The 17,260-nt window shown below is 36.5% G+C and carries 14 protein-coding genes; 10 read left to right on the plus strand and 4 right to left on the minus strand.

The features are described 5' to 3' along the window. Nucleotides 1-254: 254 nt before the first annotated feature. The 3 genes from rsgA to DEX24_RS16090 all read right to left on the minus strand — a co-directional run bounded on the left by rsgA (nucleotide 255) and on the right by DEX24_RS16090 (nucleotide 3,877). Nucleotides 255-1,316, minus strand: a complete 1,062-nt coding sequence (gene rsgA / locus DEX24_RS16080; RefSeq protein ID WP_109307403.1) for a ribosome small subunit-dependent GTPase A — start codon at nucleotides 1,314-1,316, stop codon at nucleotides 255-257. A 247-nt stretch (nucleotides 1,317-1,563) separates the two neighbouring features. Next, the gene (locus DEX24_RS16085; protein WP_109307404.1) at nucleotides 1,564-2,460 is read right to left on the minus strand and encodes a cation diffusion facilitator family transporter; all 897 of its coding nucleotides are present in this window, start codon (nucleotides 2,458-2,460) and stop codon (nucleotides 1,564-1,566) included. Between the two features lie 73 nt (nucleotides 2,461-2,533). Continuing rightward, nucleotides 2,534-3,877 (minus strand): hemolysin family protein, encoded by a 1,344-nt coding sequence (locus tag DEX24_RS16090; RefSeq protein ID WP_246131562.1) that lies wholly within the window; start codon nucleotides 3,875-3,877, stop codon nucleotides 2,534-2,536. 585 nt (nucleotides 3,878-4,462) lie between these two features. Here DEX24_RS16090 and DEX24_RS16095 point away from each other — a divergent pair. Both DEX24_RS16095 and DEX24_RS16100 read left to right on the plus strand, forming a co-directional pair. Further along, the gene (locus DEX24_RS16095; RefSeq protein WP_109307406.1) at nucleotides 4,463-6,205 is read left to right on the plus strand and encodes an ABC transporter ATP-binding protein; all 1,743 of its coding nucleotides are present in this window, start codon (nucleotides 4,463-4,465) and stop codon (nucleotides 6,203-6,205) included. Then, nucleotides 6,205-7,950, plus strand: a complete 1,746-nt coding sequence (locus DEX24_RS16100) for an ABC transporter ATP-binding protein (RefSeq protein WP_109307407.1) — start codon at nucleotides 6,205-6,207, stop codon at nucleotides 7,948-7,950. The genes DEX24_RS16095 and DEX24_RS16100 overlap by 1 nt, the downstream gene beginning before the upstream one ends. Before the next feature lie 44 nt (nucleotides 7,951-7,994). Here DEX24_RS16100 and DEX24_RS16105 read toward each other — a convergent pair whose 3' ends face one another. Further along, nucleotides 7,995-8,198, minus strand: coding sequence for a DUF5342 family protein (locus DEX24_RS16105; protein WP_109307408.1), 204 nt, complete (start codon nucleotides 8,196-8,198; stop codon nucleotides 7,995-7,997). Nucleotides 8,199-8,330: 132 nt separating this feature from the next. Between DEX24_RS16105 and DEX24_RS16110 the strand changes: the two genes are divergently transcribed. From DEX24_RS16110 to DEX24_RS16145, 8 genes are all read left to right on the plus strand, one after another. Continuing rightward, nucleotides 8,331-9,470, plus strand: a complete 1,140-nt coding sequence (locus DEX24_RS16110) for a DUF445 domain-containing protein (protein WP_109307409.1) — start codon at nucleotides 8,331-8,333, stop codon at nucleotides 9,468-9,470. Nucleotides 9,471-9,489: 19 nt separating this feature from the next. Further along, on the plus strand, nucleotides 9,490-9,846 hold the full coding sequence (locus DEX24_RS16115; protein ID WP_109307410.1) for a YlbF family regulator: 357 nt from the start codon (nucleotides 9,490-9,492) through the stop codon (nucleotides 9,844-9,846). A 286-nt stretch (nucleotides 9,847-10,132) separates the two neighbouring features. After that, nucleotides 10,133-11,254, plus strand: coding sequence for a glycerate kinase family protein (locus tag DEX24_RS16120; protein ID WP_109307411.1), 1,122 nt, complete (start codon nucleotides 10,133-10,135; stop codon nucleotides 11,252-11,254). A 122-nt stretch (nucleotides 11,255-11,376) separates the two neighbouring features. Further along, on the plus strand, nucleotides 11,377-12,201 hold the full coding sequence (locus DEX24_RS16125; RefSeq protein WP_109307412.1) for a DUF2785 domain-containing protein: 825 nt from the start codon (nucleotides 11,377-11,379) through the stop codon (nucleotides 12,199-12,201). 542 nt (nucleotides 12,202-12,743) lie between these two features. After that, a complete protein-coding gene (locus tag DEX24_RS16130) occupies nucleotides 12,744-14,366 on the plus strand; it encodes a peptide ABC transporter substrate-binding protein (protein ID WP_109307413.1) in 1,623 nt (540 codons plus the stop codon). A gap of 120 nt (nucleotides 14,367-14,486) precedes the next feature. Further along, nucleotides 14,487-15,416 (plus strand): ABC transporter permease, encoded by a 930-nt coding sequence (locus DEX24_RS16135; protein WP_109307414.1) that lies wholly within the window; start codon nucleotides 14,487-14,489, stop codon nucleotides 15,414-15,416. Then, nucleotides 15,416-16,351, plus strand: a complete 936-nt coding sequence (locus DEX24_RS16140) for an ABC transporter permease (protein WP_109307415.1) — start codon at nucleotides 15,416-15,418, stop codon at nucleotides 16,349-16,351. Before DEX24_RS16135 ends, DEX24_RS16140 begins: the two co-directional genes overlap by 1 nt. A gap of 14 nt (nucleotides 16,352-16,365) precedes the next feature. Further along, nucleotides 16,366-17,260: ABC transporter ATP-binding protein (locus DEX24_RS16145; RefSeq protein WP_109307416.1), on the plus strand; the 895-nt coding region annotated here is incomplete at its 3' end.

Raw genomic sequence — 17,260 nt, forward strand, 5'->3', positions numbered from 1 at the left:
GCTAAATGAAAAAGAGTAAGAAATAGACAATGAAATAAGGCACTTTCTGTTCAAATCGAACAGAAAGTGCCTTATTTTTATCTAAAAAATCAACTCGTCATAAAAAACGTAAGTTTTTCAGTGCCCTTGTACAAGACCGAACTCATTTTACTCGAGACATGTAGCCAAAAGAACACGATCTAACATGTAAATGCATTTCAATTGTTAAAAAACATCTCTTATGCTAGCTTCTTTTAGCTTTTGTAGCAATTTATTTATTGTCTTTTTCGACTATACAAGATTTTTTGTTGTTTTGCTTTAGCTGCGGTTGTCTGTTTAGCTGTTTTTGCATCGATATAGGCTATTTCTTTTAAAAGTTTGAAGTAGCTAGAAAGGCGAATTTCATCAAGGGAGCCAGATTCGATAGCATGACGCACTGCACAACCGGGTTCTTTTTTATGGGTACAATCTCTAAATTTACATATTTCAGCTAATTCTTTTATATCGGAAAAACTGCTATCAAGGGCGTCACCGTTATTCCATAGCTGTAATTCACGCATTCCTGGTGTATCAATGATGACACCACCAGTAGGAAGTGCAAATAATTCACGATGTGTCGTCGTATGTCGTCCGCGGGCGTCATCTTCTCGAATCGTCTGTGTGGTCATTAGATTCTCTTCTAAAAGAGCATTCGTTAAAGTAGATTTGCCGACACCTGATGAACCTAAAAGGGCTGCAGTGTGATTGGGTTGTAACAGCTCATGTACGGTGGATAAGCCAAGACCTGTTAGTGTGCTAATCGGTATGATCTCAACGCCCAATGCGACAGTTGCCACTTCATCCACAAAGTCATCTACATTTTCACAAAGGTCTGCTTTCGTCAATAGGATAACAGGTGTGGCGCCAGAGTTCCATGCTGCAGTAATATAACGTTCTATGCGGCGAATATTAAAATCATCATTTAAACTTGTGACGATGAATACGATGTCAACATTGGATGCGATGATTTGCTCGTCTATTTCTAAGCCGGCAATTTTTCTGGAAAAAACAGATTTTCTGTCTAATAGCTTGTGAATTACGCCCTTCTCTTCACCAGGTAGTTTTTCAAGTAGCACCCAGTCGCCGACAGCAGGGTAATGTTGACGTTCAAAAGCATGAAAGGCAAAATGACCAGAAACGGCAGCAAGTATTTCTCCTTCTACAGTAATAATCCGATAAGAGTGCTTATGTTCAACGGTAACACGCCCTGGAATTAATGTTTTATATTTATCTAGTTGTGTTAGTTCAGTAGTTTGTGTGTGAAAAAATTCAGTGAAGCCAAAATTTGTTAAATTCAATGTGAGTTCCTCCAATAGTGTGTGATTAAAAAAAGGTCTATGGCATCTTTTTAGATGCCATAGACCTTAACCGCACAATAAAGAAGACGAGTCGCACTTAGTTACAAGGCGAATCGAGGCGAGTGGTAAATGACATACTAAAAAGATGTTGCGCAATTGTATGTTTAGTTATTGTCATAATACTCACCTTCTCTCGTTTCATAATTTAATATTATACTATCAAAAGCAAATGAAGTTGTCAAACTAATTAAAAATTATTATGGCTATGGTCATGTAATAAGCCCTCGGGTTCAATATGGACGAGAACGATGGATGTTGGTTTTTGTAAGCGAATTTCTTTTTCAATATTTTCAGTAATATGATGGCTATCCCAAACATTGAGCTGAGGGTCCACTGTAACTGTCAAATCAACAAGAATCATGCTACCGTGATTACGTCCTTTAATATCGATTAATTCGATGACACCATCAACATGTTTGACAACGTCAGAAAGTGCTTTGAGTTCATGCTCGTCGAAACCATCTGTTAATGTCATGACGCTCTCTGCAAAAATCTCATATGCAGTTTTAATAATGATCATCCCCACAATCATTGCTGTAATGGAATCAATGATTGGATATCCAAGAGAAGCAGCTCCTATACCAATTGCAGCACCAAAGCTGACATAAGCATCTGAGCGATTATCAAGAGCCGCCGCTTTTACGGCAGTGCTATTTATTTCTTTTGAAAGCTTCATATTATAACGGTAGACAAAGAGCATCACGATACCAGAGACGACAGCAACCGCAGCTGTAAGAGGTGAAGGGGCAAGGTCAGTGGGTTCAAAAAGACGTTTTGCCGCACTAAATAACACTTGAATCCCAACAACCGCCATAATAAAAGAAGCGATAAGAGAAGCCACTGTTTCGGCACGCATATGCCCGTACGTATGATCGCCATCAGGTGGTTTTTGAGAAATACGTAGGCCGATCAATACAGCAACCGATGCGATGATATCTGTTGTATTATTTAAACCATCAGCTTTAAGTGCTGTAGAGTTTCCTATATAGCCGATTAGTAGTTTTGCAAAGCTGAGAATAATATACGCGGTAATGCTGATCCACGCACCTCTTTCTCCTTTGCGTAAGTTTTCATATGTGGTCACTCTTTTTCCCTCCTACAAGAAATTTCAACAGTAGAAAACGACGTCACACCATGTAAAAGGTGTGACGTCGTTTTTATGCTTGCTGTGCTACAGTTGCTGTAGTTTCTATTATCGGTAAAGGTTCTTTCATAATTTCAAGATAGATTAAATGGTGTCCATCCAATTCTTTAACGATGAATTCATAGCCTTGATTGACGACTTTTTCGCCTTCTTTAGCATCAAAGTTCTGCGTCATAAACCATCCACCGATCGTATCAATATCATCATCTTCAATTGTAATATTCAAGATGTCATTGACATTTTCGAGTAGCATTTTCGCATCGACGATATAGTGGTTTTCACCAATAATACGTACTTCAGGTACTTCATCAGCATCAAATTCATCTCGAATATCACCTACAATTTCTTCGATAATATCTTCGATTGTAACAAGACCTGATGTACCACCATATTCGTCCATCAAAATAGCCATATGAATTCGTTCACGTTGGATTTTCAATAGTAAATCGCTTATTGGACTCGTTTCAAACACGCGAATAACAGGGCGCATAAATGAAGTGATTGGTTTGATACCATTTACTTCTGGATTGCGAATATACGCTGTTAATAAGTGCTTCATATTTACTAAACCTAATACATGATCCTTATCACCATCAATGACAGGGTAGCGCGTATATTGCTCGACGCCCATCAAGTCAAAAACTTCTTTTAGTGTAAGCTCTTTATCGATACCAACAATTTCTGTTCTTGGAACCATGACTTCTTTTGCTGTACGGTCATCAAAATCAAAAATATTGTCAACATACTTATACTCGGATTGATTAATCTCTCCGCCTTTTAAGCTGTCCGATAAGATGATCCGTAATTCTTCTTCCGTCATAGCGACCTCAGAATCATTTGCACCGCGTATACCAAAAAGTGCTGCCAATCCATTTGCTGAAGAATTTAATATTTTTATAAATGGATACATGACATTATGGAAAAGTATTAATACAGGTGCTGTATGTATGGCTACAGCTTCTGCTTTTTGAATAGCAAGTGTTTTCGGTGCTAATTCACCGACAACGACGTGCACAAAAGTCACGATTGAAAATGACACAATATAAGATACAACCGTCATCACGCTAGCATCTACTGCGATTAAATCAAATATTGGCTTGAGTACCATGGCAATTGTTTCGGCACCTAACCAACCAAGTCCTAATGAAGTAATCGTTATACCTAATTGGCATGCAGATAAGTATTCATCTAAACTTGAAATTACTTTTTTAGCTTTTATTGCTTTTGTATTACCTTCTGCAATAAGCTGGTCAATTTTTGTTGTTCGAACCTTTACAATAGAGAACTCTGTCGCTACGAAAAAAGCTGAACATGCGATCAAGACAGCAAATGCTGTCAACCGTATGGCTATGTCCAAAGACTTCCTTTACTCTAAACCCAAATGAGGGGGAGAATAAAGTGTACACCTCCTGTATTTTTAAAAAATGTTAAGTAGCTCAATAATAAGATAAATACGCAAAAAATACAAATTTCCGAATCAAAAAATCCGGTGCCTGACAGCAATTATAGGATAAAGTTGATTAAAATAGAGAACTTCTTCCGAATTCAATTGTTTTCTGTATAGAGAGAAGTCGACAGAATATGAAGTACACTTCATATAATACGCTGGAAATAAAAGATTAATAATTCATTTTTTTCTAAAAATTATTGACAGTTCGGAAACCGAAGTGTTAGCATATAGATACACGAAATATGTGAATATAACGAGAATGGAGGTATGAATAATGAAAACTACAATGACTAAACTACAACAATTACAACGTAATTTCAAAAACATGCCTCTACTAAAACACAAATAACAAATGAACTATTAATTTGTCTATTTTTAGTATTGGCTGCATATGCAATCAATACTCTTATGAAGGCGCACGCTCTTTCTAGAGTTGTGCGTCTTTTTGTCGTTTGGTAGAGGGAATAATAGCATTAGAAGGAAGGTAACTTAATGTTCACTGTATTATGGAAACTTAAATGGTTTTTCAAAGATAATTGGCGTAGATATACAATTGCACTGGCATTATTAATAGTCGCCAATATTTTTGAAGTAATTCCACCAAAAATTATCGGGGATACGATCGATGCAATTCATACAAATGATATGACAACGGAATTATTATGGCAGTATGTTATTTTATTTATTATTTTACTTATTTTAACGTATATTGTAAATTTCATTTGGCAATTTCAACTTTTTGGAGGTTCTTATGTCATTCAAAAAACGTTGCGTTCTCGATTGATGTCGAAATTTTTGAAAATGCGTCCGCCCTTTTATGAGCGCAATCGTACGGGGGATTTAATGGCACGCTCGACAAATGATTTGAGCGCAGTATCAGATACCGTTGGTTTTGGTATTATGACATTGATTGATTCTACCCTATACTTAGCAACAATTTTAGTTATGATGGGTTTTGCTATTTCATGGAAATTAACAGTAGCAGCAGTTCTACCATTACCAATTCTTGCTATATTGCTACAAGTGATTGGCAAGCAAATTCATACGCGCTATAAAATTTCACAGGCCTCTTTTGGTGAACTCAATGATAGTGTCTTAGAAAGTGTAGAAGGCGTTCGCGTTGTACGTGCCTATGTTAAAGAACGTGATATGGAAGCACGATTTGCTACAAAAACAGAGGAAGTTGTACAAAAATATATGCGTGTAGCAATTATGAATAGTTTATTTGGACCAGTCAGTAAAATTATCACCTCTTTAAGTTATGTTATTGGGCTAGGTTATGGTGCTTCTTTAGTATCCACAGGCGAAATAACAGTTGGTGAACTTGTAACATTTACTGTTTACTTGGGCATGGTCGTATGGCCGATGATGGCAATTGGTGAGTTAATCAACGTACTCCAACAAGGGCAGGCTTCATTGGAACGTGTCATGGAAACTTTAGAAGAAGTGGACGATGTACCAGATCCAGAAAAACGTAATATAGTCCACTCTCCGACGAATATTTCATTTAAAAATGTTCATTTCACGTATCCAACATCATCAAATGTCAATTTAACGGATGTGGATTTTAATTTAGAAAAAGGACAGACATTAGGTATTGTTGGTAAAACAGGTAGTGGTAAATCGACGATTGTGAAACAACTTTTAAAAGAGTATCCGAATGGCGATGGTATTCTAGCAATTGGAGAAGTACCAATCGAGCAGCAGATGAAAAAAGATGTCTTAAATTGGATTGGTTATGTACCTCAAAGTCATGTATTATTCTCGCGCACAATACGTGAAAATATTTTATTTGGTAAACCAGATGCGACGGAAGATGAAGTGCGTACAGCAATCCAAATGGCTAATTTTGAAGATGATTTAAATCGTTTACCGGAAGGTCTTGAAACGCTTGTGGGTGAAAGAGGTGTGTCATTATCAGGTGGACAAAAACAACGTATATCGATTGCACGGGCATTTATTCGCAATCCAGAAATACTCATATTAGATGATTCCCTGTCAGCGGTAGACGCGAAAACAGAAAGTACAATCATCCACAATATACAAGAACATCGTAAAGGGCGCACAACAATTATTGTTACGCATCGACTATCTGCCATCACACATGCCGATCAAATTATCGTTATAGAAAATGGTGTCATTACAGAAAGAGGAACACATGAAGAACTAATTAAAGAAGGCGGTTGGTACAAAGAACAATTTGATCTGCAACAACTAGAAGGGGGGCTTGACTAATGTCTGTTAGCAAAAAATTATGGCATTATGCCCTGCAATTCAAAAAAGAAATGTCTATTGGTCTACTCTTGTTATTAGTAGCGGTAGCGGCCGATTTATCGGGGCCTTTAATCGTCAAGTATATTTTAGATCATTATGTGACGAATATCTCAGGACAAGGTTTACAAGTGAAGCCACTCTACTGGATGTTAGGTCTGTACTTTACAATGGCAGTTGTCTACGGATTTTTCCGTTATGGACAAAACTATATGCTTATGTTGGGCGCAAATCGTATCGTTCAAAAAATTCGTAAAGATGTGTACGCACAAATTCAACGTTTATCAATCAATTATTTTGATCGTTTACCAGCGGGGAAAGTCGTATCGCGTATTACGAATGATACGGAAGCAATTCGTGAACTATTCGTATCGGTTGTTGCTCAATTTGCAATGAGCTTTGTTACGTTACTTGGTATTTTTATCATCATGTTTGCACTTGATTGGCGCATGGGCTTATTTACGCTCATCATCATACCGATATTAATTATTTGGATGATTGTGTATCGTAAATATGCCGTTAAATATAATCATGTAGTCCGTTCGAAGTTATCAGAGTTGAATGGCATGCTTAACGAATCCATCAATGGTATGACGATTATTCAAGCATATGGACAAGAAAAGAAAATGAAAAATGAATTTGATACAATCAATGATGAACATTATAAATTTAATACGAAAATTTTATTATTGGATTCATTAACATCACATAATTTAGTTGGTGTTATTCGTATGCTAATCTTTATTGCTTTTATTTGGTATTTTAGTTCTCAGGAAATTTCAGGAAATTTAGTCGTGTCGGTTGGTGTATTGTATGCATTTGTCGACTATATTACGCGCACGATGAATCCAATTATGCAAATCGTTGATCAGTTTTCACGTTTAGAACGTGCAAATGTAGCAGCAGCTCGTGTATTCGAGTTAATGGAGTATCCAGGTGAGGACGTTGAATTACAAAAAACACCACGCTATAAAGGGCATGTGCAATTTGAGCATGTATGGTTTGCTTATAAGGAAGAAGAGTATGTTTTGAAAAATATTTCAATCGAGGCATTTCCAGGAGAAACGGTTGCGTTAGTCGGTCATACAGGTTCAGGTAAATCGTCAATTATGAATTTACTTTTCCGCTATTATGATGTCAACAAAGGGACGATTACAATTGATGGTCAAAACATCGAAAATTTTTCTCGCCAAACAGTGCGACAACATATGGGAATCGTCTTGCAAGATCCTTATTTATTTACCGGTACAATCGCCTCTAATGTTAGCTTAAATGATGAAAATATTTCACGTGAACAAATCATCGCAGCATTAAATGCAGTTGGCGGTGAACGCGTATTAGAAAATCTACCTCTAGGTATTGATGAGCCAGTTGTTGAGCGTGGTAGTACCTTGTCTTCCGGTCAGCGACAACTCATTTCTTTTGCACGTGCATTGGCATTTAATCCGGCTATTCTTATATTAGATGAAGCGACATCTAATATTGATTCAGAAACAGAAGAAATTATTCAACACGCGATGGATGTTCTGAAAAAAGGACGTACGACATTTATTATTGCACATCGACTTTCTACTATTAAAAATGCTGATAAAATTCTTGTTTTAGATGCAGGTGAAATTGTTGAAAGTGGATCTCATGATGAGCTACTAGCAATTGAGGGACGTTATAAGCAGATGTATAAATTGCAATCGGGTAGTAAAAAACAATAAAAGACTTTGGAGTCGCTTGCCGATTCCAAAGTCTTTTTCTGTTATTAATCATAGATGTGAAAAACCATGAGTTCATGTAGATCCTGTTTTACTTTTGATGAAAGCTTAGCTTCTAAAGGATGAACCATTTCAATTGTGCCATCACCTAAATAAAGAGCATCATGCTTTATTCTATTATAATAGAAGGAAATACGCCAACCCGGTAATTCACCAGCGTATAATCTTTCGTATGTAAAATGCTGAATCATCATTCATTCCCCCTCAGTTGTAGTATACGTGACAGCTTGTGAAAAATGCTACTAATGTGGCGGAAGATATTCATTTTACAATAGTGAACGCTTTGTTATAATAAGCTATAGTTTATAGAAGAGGTGAAATGAATGACTTCATTTTTTACAATAGTATTCATGGTTGTTGTCGGTGCGTTAATCGGCGGTTTGACGAATCATGTCGCAATTAAAATGCTTTTTAGACCACATAATGCCGTATATTTATGGGGGAAAAGATTACCGTTCACTCCGGGGTTAATACCTAGAAGACGTGATGAGTTAGCAAAACAACTAGGGAAAACGGTTATTAACTATTTATTGACACCGGAAACATTCCGCACAAAATTTTTTAATGCGACGATGAAAGCAACTGTTTCAAAATGGTTAAATGACAAAACGAAAACAGTGTTATTTAGCGATGATAAAACATTGCAACAATGGTTAGATCAGGCTGGTATTCCGCATGCACCTGAGTTGATTGAACACAAAGTAGATGCACTAATTATGCAACAAATTGATACATTAAAAAATACATTATCTACTCAAACCGTGCAACAATTACTGCCGCAAGAATGGCAAGAAAAAGCACAAAGTAAGATTCCAGAGATCGCCCGCTATATTTTGAATAAGGGGGATGATTATTTCGAATCAGAAGAAGGCACACAAACAATCAAAGGGCTAATTGATGGCTTCCTTTCTTCTAAAGGAACTTTTGGAGGTATGGTGCAAATGTTCATTGGCGATGGTTCAGCACTCGTTCCGATGTTACAACGTGAAGTGAAGAAGTTTATCGTAGCGGATCAGACCTTTGTTATGTTAACATCATTATTGACGAAGGAATGGCAGAAGTTACAAGTGCAAACAGTGCCACAAATGTTTGGTGATCTAGATTTCACTTCCACTACTACTAAAATTCAAACGTATGCTAAAGAACAATTAGCTATTCGCGATCGCCTTGATTTACCTCTTGTACACTATTTGCCGAATGGGGCTCAATGGTTAGAGGACAATGCGTATCCAAAATTAGTCGATACTGCTTTTACACAAATCGAAGCGAAACTAGAAGATATACTATCGCGTATGGATCTTGAAAATGTTGTGAAAGAACAGGTGGATAAATTCCCTGTTGAAACATTGGAAGATCTTGTATTAGGTATATCAAAAAGAGAGTTCAAAATGATTACAGTTCTTGGATTCTTTTTAGGTGGCATCATCGGTTTATTACAAGGCTTTATTGCAATACTATTTTAAATAAAAGGAGATTATTAAAATGATTAATATGTATAATGATTTAAACAAACTTGAAGGTACTTTCCGTCAATTAGAACAATTTAAAGCATTGGAAACAGCAATTGAAGCAGTAAAAGAGGATGAATCAGCAGTTGCTTTATTCTCAAACTTTCGCAAAATGCAAATGACTTTACAAGAAAAACAAGCAACAGGCGAAGATTTAAATGAAGATGAGTTACAATATGCTCAAAAAACAGCTCAATTAGCGCAACAAAATGAAAAAATAAATGCCATGTTAATTGCTGAAATGGCATTGAGTTCAGTAATTGAAGAAATTACAAATGTCTTAGTAAAACCAGTTCAAGCGTTGTATGATGGTATTCCTGAAGCAGAATAAGAACGTATAATAAAAGCCTCGTAGTAAACTAGTATCATGCTAGTTACTACGAGGCTTTTGTCGTTTTTTCACAGCCATTACACCCTGTTAATTGTCATAAAGTCACGCTCGAGAGCATTGACTATTTTTATAGTAAGCTGTGGTTTTTTCGAGGTTTTTCTAGTAATTTGATACAATAGATTCAATACAATAGGCTTTGTGTACCGGTGAAAGAGAGGTTGTTCAGAGATTGCAGGATCCTAAAGACATACATTTCTCGTGAAATTAGACTGGAGGTATACACTAGATGAAAATAATTGTCGCGCCCGATTCTTTTAAAGGGTCATTACAAGCAGATGAGGTCAGTGCCATTATAATAGAGGAACTCAAAAAAATGGATAGTACGTATGATGTTATCAATCTACCGATTTCAGATGGTGGTGAAGGTTTCTTATTGGCAATGTCAGATGAGGTACAGCGTTTTAAGCAGAAGGTCACTGGACCAATGGGGCAATCCGTCACAGCAAGCTACGCGATCATTGGAAATAAAGTAATCATTGAAATGGCCGAAATATGTGGTCTTCATTTAGTAGAACATCATCATCGTAATCCATTAGTTGCTACAACATATGGTGTGGGAGAACTAATTAAAAATTTAATCGATGAAGGGTATCGTCATTTTACAATTGGTATTGGTGGGAGTGCGACAAATGATGGTGGGGTAGGTATGTTAGCGGCATTGGGTATGAGGTTCTTTGATGATGGACAGCAACTTCTAGCTAATCCACACATAATGACCGTTCAAAATTTGGATCATACAACACTCGATGAAAGATTGGTAAATTGTCACTTTATCATCGCTAATGATGTTAGCAACCCTTTATGTGGAGAAGCAGGGGCAAGTGTGGTGTTTGGTCCTCAAAAAGGGTTGAAATATCCAGCAATAGAGCAGGTAGATCAACAATTAGCTTCTGTTGGGCGCATGTATGAAAGGCGTGTTGGTAAGGCGGTTAGCAATGTTCCTGGAGCAGGTGCAGCAGGAGGAATAGGAGCCGCATTTTTAGCATTTTTTAATTGTGAGATGGTTGCAGGAGCGGTACTTGTCTTGCATAATGCAAAGTATGAAGAATATTTAGGACACAGTACCGTTGTTATTACGGGCGAAGGGTGTTCGGATGAACAAACTTTGGCTGGTAAAGCACCACTTCATATAGCTGAAATTGCTAGGAGGCATGAAGTACCCACCATATTATTATCAGGTCGTGTTTCGGCATGTGATCGCAAAATATTACAACCCTATTTTTATGCGATTTTATCGGTTGTTCAAGGAGATGTATCACCACAACAATCTCTTGAAAATGCGTCCTATTTTCTCCGGCAGGCAGCACAAAAGTTGCAACCAATACTGGAAGAATTGCCGTTGAATTGACGCTTGAAAATAGTTTAGTACATCCTTTATAAAGGTATAGAGAAGTATATATAGGGCAAAAATTAGTTCACATGACAGTTTACATCATAGGATGCCTATGATGGAGTGGAGGGAACCGATATATGAATGAGGAAAAACTAAAAGAACAGCTAGTGGCGCTTCGTCAGGACGATATCGACTGGGCTGATGTCAATGTGGATGAATTAGTAGAAGCGATGATCGAACATACACAAACAGAAGATTTACAATTAAAAGAAGATATTATTAATCCGGCAATTGAGGAAATTCTTGTAGAAGGTTATATTTCCGAAGATTCGATGGAAGCGTTGGCACGACGTATCATAACAGATGATTATCTGTTTTTAGAGATTGGTGATACGGCTAGTCGCAATAAAATGACACGTGTTTTTTCATGTTATATTTTATATTTATTACTAAAACGTGATGCCAAGGATGTATTTTTACCGACAGCGCTCTTTGAGCAAATCCGTTCGAGATTACTGTTATATTTAGATTTAGAGCAGGATTACCGTAGTTACACAGAAAATATGGGCGCGGTAAACAGTATTATTTTGTCTATTAATGCTTTACATGAAATGATTAAATCATCTCGTTTAGACGCAAAGTATTATACTGAAATTTTTCAAACATTACTTAATAAAATTTTTACTTTTCATACCTTATATGTTTACGATGAGGAAAAATACACGATTGAAGCCATTTATAGTTTGTTAAAAAAAGGATTTAATGAGAAGAAATTAATTGATTTTTTCATAAGAGTACCAGAATTTTTAGAGAAACAACAAGAGAAATTGAACAAACAACAATACTGGAATTTGTATAAAAACTGTAAATCACTATTGCAGACAATGTACATCAAGATTGATTTGGAAAAAGAAAATCCACTTCTCCTCACTGAAGTGAAAAATTGTCTGATAAAACTTTAGCGTAATAAAATGTTGAGCCCTTACATGAAAAATGTGAGGGCTTTTAATTATGTGTAAATTCATGTTATAAACATAGAAAAGACATAAATTTAATCAAAAAGTAGACTATTTTCTCTATAAAGTACAATACTACTAAATTCACTCATAAATCAAATATTTACAAAAATTAAACTATTTAAAATGTTTAGATAGTTTAAATGAATCATATTTGAAACTTATTACACTAAAAAAACAGCGCTTTAATACATTAGTGTAAGAACTATTTTCTTTAATTGTGTCATTTTACAGAATAATCAGTTTTGTATATATATCCTCATTATAGTATTTTTATTATTTATTTGACGATTTTGACACCTTTTTTCTCATAAAACTACAAGTTTTTTTGTATTGGATAATAAAGTATATTGAAAATTGAATAACTGTAATAGTGTGCGAGTTAAAAATATTCAATTAACTTCTTTTTTTCTTAAAATTGTTTTGATATAGTAATAACATGCTATTAATACATAGCTATATTCTAAATTCATCTAGGAGGCACAATCATGAAAAAAAACTTTTTATGGTTAGCAATCCTTGCTGCTTTAACATTAGTATTAAGCGCATGTGGATTCGGGGGAGATTCTTCTAAAGAAGATTCTTCTAAAGAAAGCAAAACGCTAAACTTAGCGATCGCTTCTGAACCACCAACACTTAATCCGCAACTATCTACAGATACTCAATCAGGTTCAATCCTAAATGGTTTATTTGAAGGTTTAACTCGTGTTGATCAAAAAGGTCAAGTTGAGAACGCGATGGCTGAAGACGTTAAAGTAAGTAAAGACCAACTAACTTACACATTCACTTTACGTGATACAAAATGGTCAAATGGCGATGCAGTAGTCGCTGGTGACTTTGAATACGCTTGGAAATGGGCTTTAAATCCTGAAAACCAATCACAGTATTCTTCAATTCTTTACCCAGTAAAAGGTGCGGAAGCATTTAACACTGGTAAAGGTAAAGCAAAAGATGTTGGCGTAACAGCTAAAGATGACAAAACACTTGTCGTTACTTTAGAGAACCCAACTCCATATTTCACGCAATTAACTGCTTTCTACACATTTATGCCAGTAAATGAAAAAGTAGCTACAAGCAATAAAAAATGGGCTGCTGAAGCAGGTAAAGACTATGTAACAAACGGTCCTTATTCACTATCAGAGTGGAAACATAACAGCTCAGTAACGCTTAAAAAAGAAAAAAATTATTGGGATAAAGCGAATGTAGATGTTGATCAAATCAATATCGCAATGGTGGAATCTTCAACAACAGCGAACCGTATGTACAAAAACGGAGACATTGATTTCTTAGGTGCACCGTTCCAGTCTGTACCACTTGATGCAATCGATGCTTACAAAGCAGACAAAACTTTAAAAATTAAAGATACAGCATCCATTTATCTATATAAATTTAATACAAAAGATAAAATGATGAGTAATGCAAATATCCGTAAAGCTTTAACATTAGCAATCGATCGTCAAGGTCTAATTGATAATGTAACAAAAGCCAACCAAAAACCTGCAAACGGTATTGTACCAAATGCAATTGCTGGATGGGATACACAAGAAAAATTCTTTAAAGATAATGATATCGAGGGCGCTAAAAAAGCACTTGCTCTAGGTATGAAAGAACTTGGTATTAAAGATGCCAAAGACGTTGAAATTAAACTGTCAATCAATACGGATGAAGCACATGCTGCAATCGCACAATTCGTACAAGAGGGTTGGAATAAAAACTTAGGTATTTCTACTAAGATTGACAACTCAGAATGGCAAGTATTCTTAGATAAGATGACAAGTTTTGATTACCAAGTTGGCCGTATGGGCTGGTCTGGTGACTACAACGATGCCAATACATTCTTAGATATGTATACAACTGCTGATAACGGCAATAACCAAACGGGTTGGTCAAATGCTAAGTATACAAAATTCATGGCTGAATCAAACAAAGAAACAGACCCTGCAAAACGTCTTAAATTATTACAATCTGCAGAAGCTGTAGCAATGTCTGAATTCCCAGTTGCACCACTTTATGATTACACAACTATTTTCGTTATTAAAGATACAGTGAAGAACTTAGAGCCTGATGTTTTAGGTAATGTAAATCTTAAAGCAGTAAAAATCAATAAATAATGATGTCTTAAATAATGAATTGCGAATCTTAGGGTGAGCAATGCATTCGGGCTGCGCATACCGTCTTCGGATGAGTATTGTAGCAGCCCATCTTTTCATTAAGAATAAGGGGGAATTTCAATGCTAAAGTATATTTTAAAAAGAGTTGGGTATATTTTAATAGCATTATTCGTCATCGTCACTATTACGTTCTTCCTAATGCGTATAGCGCCTGGTAGCCCATTTGCCAGTGAAAAAAGCATGCCGCCTGAGATAGAGCAAGCAATGAATGAAGAATATGGCTTAGATAATCCATGGTACGTTCAATACAAAGACTATTTAGTTTCAACAGCAAAATTAGATTTTGGTCAATCGATGAAATACAAAGATCGTTCGACGAATGATATGATTAAAGAAAGTTTCCCAGTGTCATTGACACTCGGTATTCAAGCAATGTTATTGGCGGTAGGCTTCGGTGTTTTAATCGGTGTCATTACATCGCTGTATCACAATAAATTCCCCGACTATTTAGGTACGACCTTTGCAGTCCTTGGTATATCAGTACCGTCCTTTATTTTGGCAGGTTTATTGCAATATTTTGTAGGTTTAAAATTACACTGGCTACCGATTGGTGGTTGGAACGGGTTTTCTTACAGTATCATGCCAGCATTTGCAATAGCTGTCACACATATGGGCTTTATCGCTAAACTAACTCGTTCGAGTATGCTTGAACAAAACAACAGTGAATATGTGAAAATGGCGCGTGCAAAAGGACTTGGTAAGTGGACTACAGTCTTCAAACACACACTACGTAACGCACTTCTACCAGTAGTTACTTACTTAGGGCCACTATTTGCCGGTGTTATTACAGGTAGTTTCATCGTTGAGCAAATTTTCGCGATTCCAGGTTTAGGTAAATACTTTGTAACATCTATTACGAACCGTGACTACACAGTAATCATGGGTACAACAGTATTCTACTCAATTATTCTTCTTGTAGGTGTACTACTTGTCGATATTTTATATGGCATAATCGATCCACGTATTAAATTGAAAGGAGCGAAAAAATAATGACACAAAAAACAAGAGAAATACCAAAAGTTGCACAAGAAAAATTCAAACGTGTAGGTGGTAATTCATCAGCATCTGAAGTTTTAGCTGAAAAATCAGTGTCCTTCTGGAAGGAAGTATGGCTTCGCTTCTCTCATAATAAATTAGCTATTATCGGTTTAATCATTATTGCTATCGTCGCATTAATGGCGATTTTCGTACCATGGTTATCTCCTTATAAATACTCGGATGTTCTTGGTAATTTCAATCACGCGCCGAGTGCCAAAAACTGGTTTGGTACAGATGATTTAGGACGTGATGTCTTTACGCGCGTTTGGTATGGTGCACGAATTTCATTATTCATCGGTCTTTCTGCGGCTATTATCGATTTAATTATCGGTGTTGCATGGGGCTCAATCGCTGGTTTAGCAGGCGGACGTGTCGATGATATTATGATGCGTATTGCAGATGTTTTAACAGCGGTTCCTTATCTATTAGTTGTAATCATCTTACTAGTTGTTATGCAACCAGGATTACTCCCAATGATTATCGCGTTATCGATTACAGGTTGGGTAAATATGGCCCGTATCGTACGTGGTGAAGTATTATCAATCAAAAATCAAGAATATGTACTGGCAGCTCGCACACTAGGCGGACGTACAGGACATTTAATCATGCGCCACTTAGTACCAAATGCTTTGGGAGCTATTATTGTAACAATGACGTTAACAATTCCAAGTGCTATTTTCACGGAGTCATTCCTATCTTATATTGGTCTGGGTGTATCACAACCACAGGCGAGTTGGGGAACGATGGCTTCAGAAGGGAATAATGCCATTGATACTGCACCATGGCGTTTAATATTCCCAGCATTATTTATTTCGGTGACGATCTTCGCATTCAACGCCATTGGTGATGGATTGCGCGATGCACTTGATCCAAAACTACGTAAATAGAAGAGGGTGAGAAAATGAGTGAAACAATTTTAGAAGTTAATGACTTAAAAATCAATTTCAAAACATATGCTGGAACTGTACAGGCTGTTCGTGGAGTAAGCTTTGATTTAAAACAAGGTGAAACATTAGCAATCGTAGGTGAATCAGGCTCAGGTAAATCGGTAACAAGTAACGCATTAATGAAACTCATTCCTCAACCACCTGGTATTTATGCAGGCGGAGAAATTCTTTTTGAGGGTAAAGACTTAATTAAATGTACAGAAAAAGAAATGACAAAAATCCGTGGTAATGATATCGCGATGATTTTCCAAGATCCAATGACGGCATTGAATCCAACGATGAAGGTCGGCAAACAGATTATGGAAGTGATTTTAAAACATAAGAAATCAACACCAAAATCAGAGGCTAAACGCCGTGCGATTGAGCTATTAACGGAAGTGGGTATTCCATATCCAGAAAAACGTTTTAGCCAATATCCACATGAATTTTCAGGTGGTATGCGTCAACGTGTTGTTATCGCGATTGCATTAGCGGCAGATCCAAAATTATTAATTGCCGATGAACCAACGACTGCACTAGATGTAACAATTCAAGCACAAATTATCGAACTAATGAAAGAAATTCAAAAAAATAGCAATACATCTATTATCTTTATTACACATGATTTAGGTGTAGTAGCCAATATTGCAGACCGCGTAGCAGTGATGTACGCTGGTCAAATTGTCGAATATGGGACAGTGGATGAAATTTTTTATAATCCACAACATCCATATACTTGGGGCTTACTTGGTTCAATGCCTGATTTGGAAAACAAATCGGATGAACTATTACGTACGATTCCAGGTTCACCACCCGATTTAATTCATCCACCAATTGGCGACGCTTTTGCGGCGCGCAATGAGTTTGCGA

The organism is Kurthia sibirica, assembly GCF_003143975.1.
In the GTDB taxonomy this organism is placed as follows: domain Bacteria; phylum Bacillota; class Bacilli; order Bacillales_A; family Planococcaceae; genus Kurthia; species Kurthia sibirica.

Excerpts from the sequence above, each read along its gene's own strand:
- DEX24_RS16125 (WP_109307412.1), top strand. The coding sequence starts at position 11,377 with ATGAATGAGGAAAAACTAAAAGAACAGCTAGTGGCGCTTCGTCAGGAC.
- DEX24_RS16135 (WP_109307414.1), top strand. The coding sequence starts at position 14,487 with ATGCTAAAGTATATTTTAAAAAGAGTTGGGTATATTTTAATAGCATTA.
- DEX24_RS16115 (WP_109307410.1), top strand. The coding sequence starts at position 9,490 with ATGATTAATATGTATAATGATTTAAACAAACTTGAAGGTACTTTCCGT.
- DEX24_RS16120 (WP_109307411.1), top strand. The coding sequence starts at position 10,133 with ATGAAAATAATTGTCGCGCCCGATTCTTTTAAAGGGTCATTACAAGCA.
- DEX24_RS16100 (WP_109307407.1), top strand. The coding sequence starts at position 6,205 with ATGTCTGTTAGCAAAAAATTATGGCATTATGCCCTGCAATTCAAAAAA.
- DEX24_RS16110 (WP_109307409.1), top strand. The coding sequence starts at position 8,331 with ATGACTTCATTTTTTACAATAGTATTCATGGTTGTTGTCGGTGCGTTA.
- DEX24_RS16095 (WP_109307406.1), top strand. The coding sequence starts at position 4,463 with ATGTTCACTGTATTATGGAAACTTAAATGGTTTTTCAAAGATAATTGG.
- DEX24_RS16130 (WP_109307413.1), top strand. The coding sequence starts at position 12,744 with ATGAAAAAAAACTTTTTATGGTTAGCAATCCTTGCTGCTTTAACATTA.
- DEX24_RS16105 (WP_109307408.1), bottom strand. The coding sequence starts at position 8,198 with ATGATTCAGCATTTTACATACGAAAGATTATACGCTGGTGAATTACCG.
- DEX24_RS16140 (WP_109307415.1), top strand. The coding sequence starts at position 15,416 with ATGACACAAAAAACAAGAGAAATACCAAAAGTTGCACAAGAAAAATTC.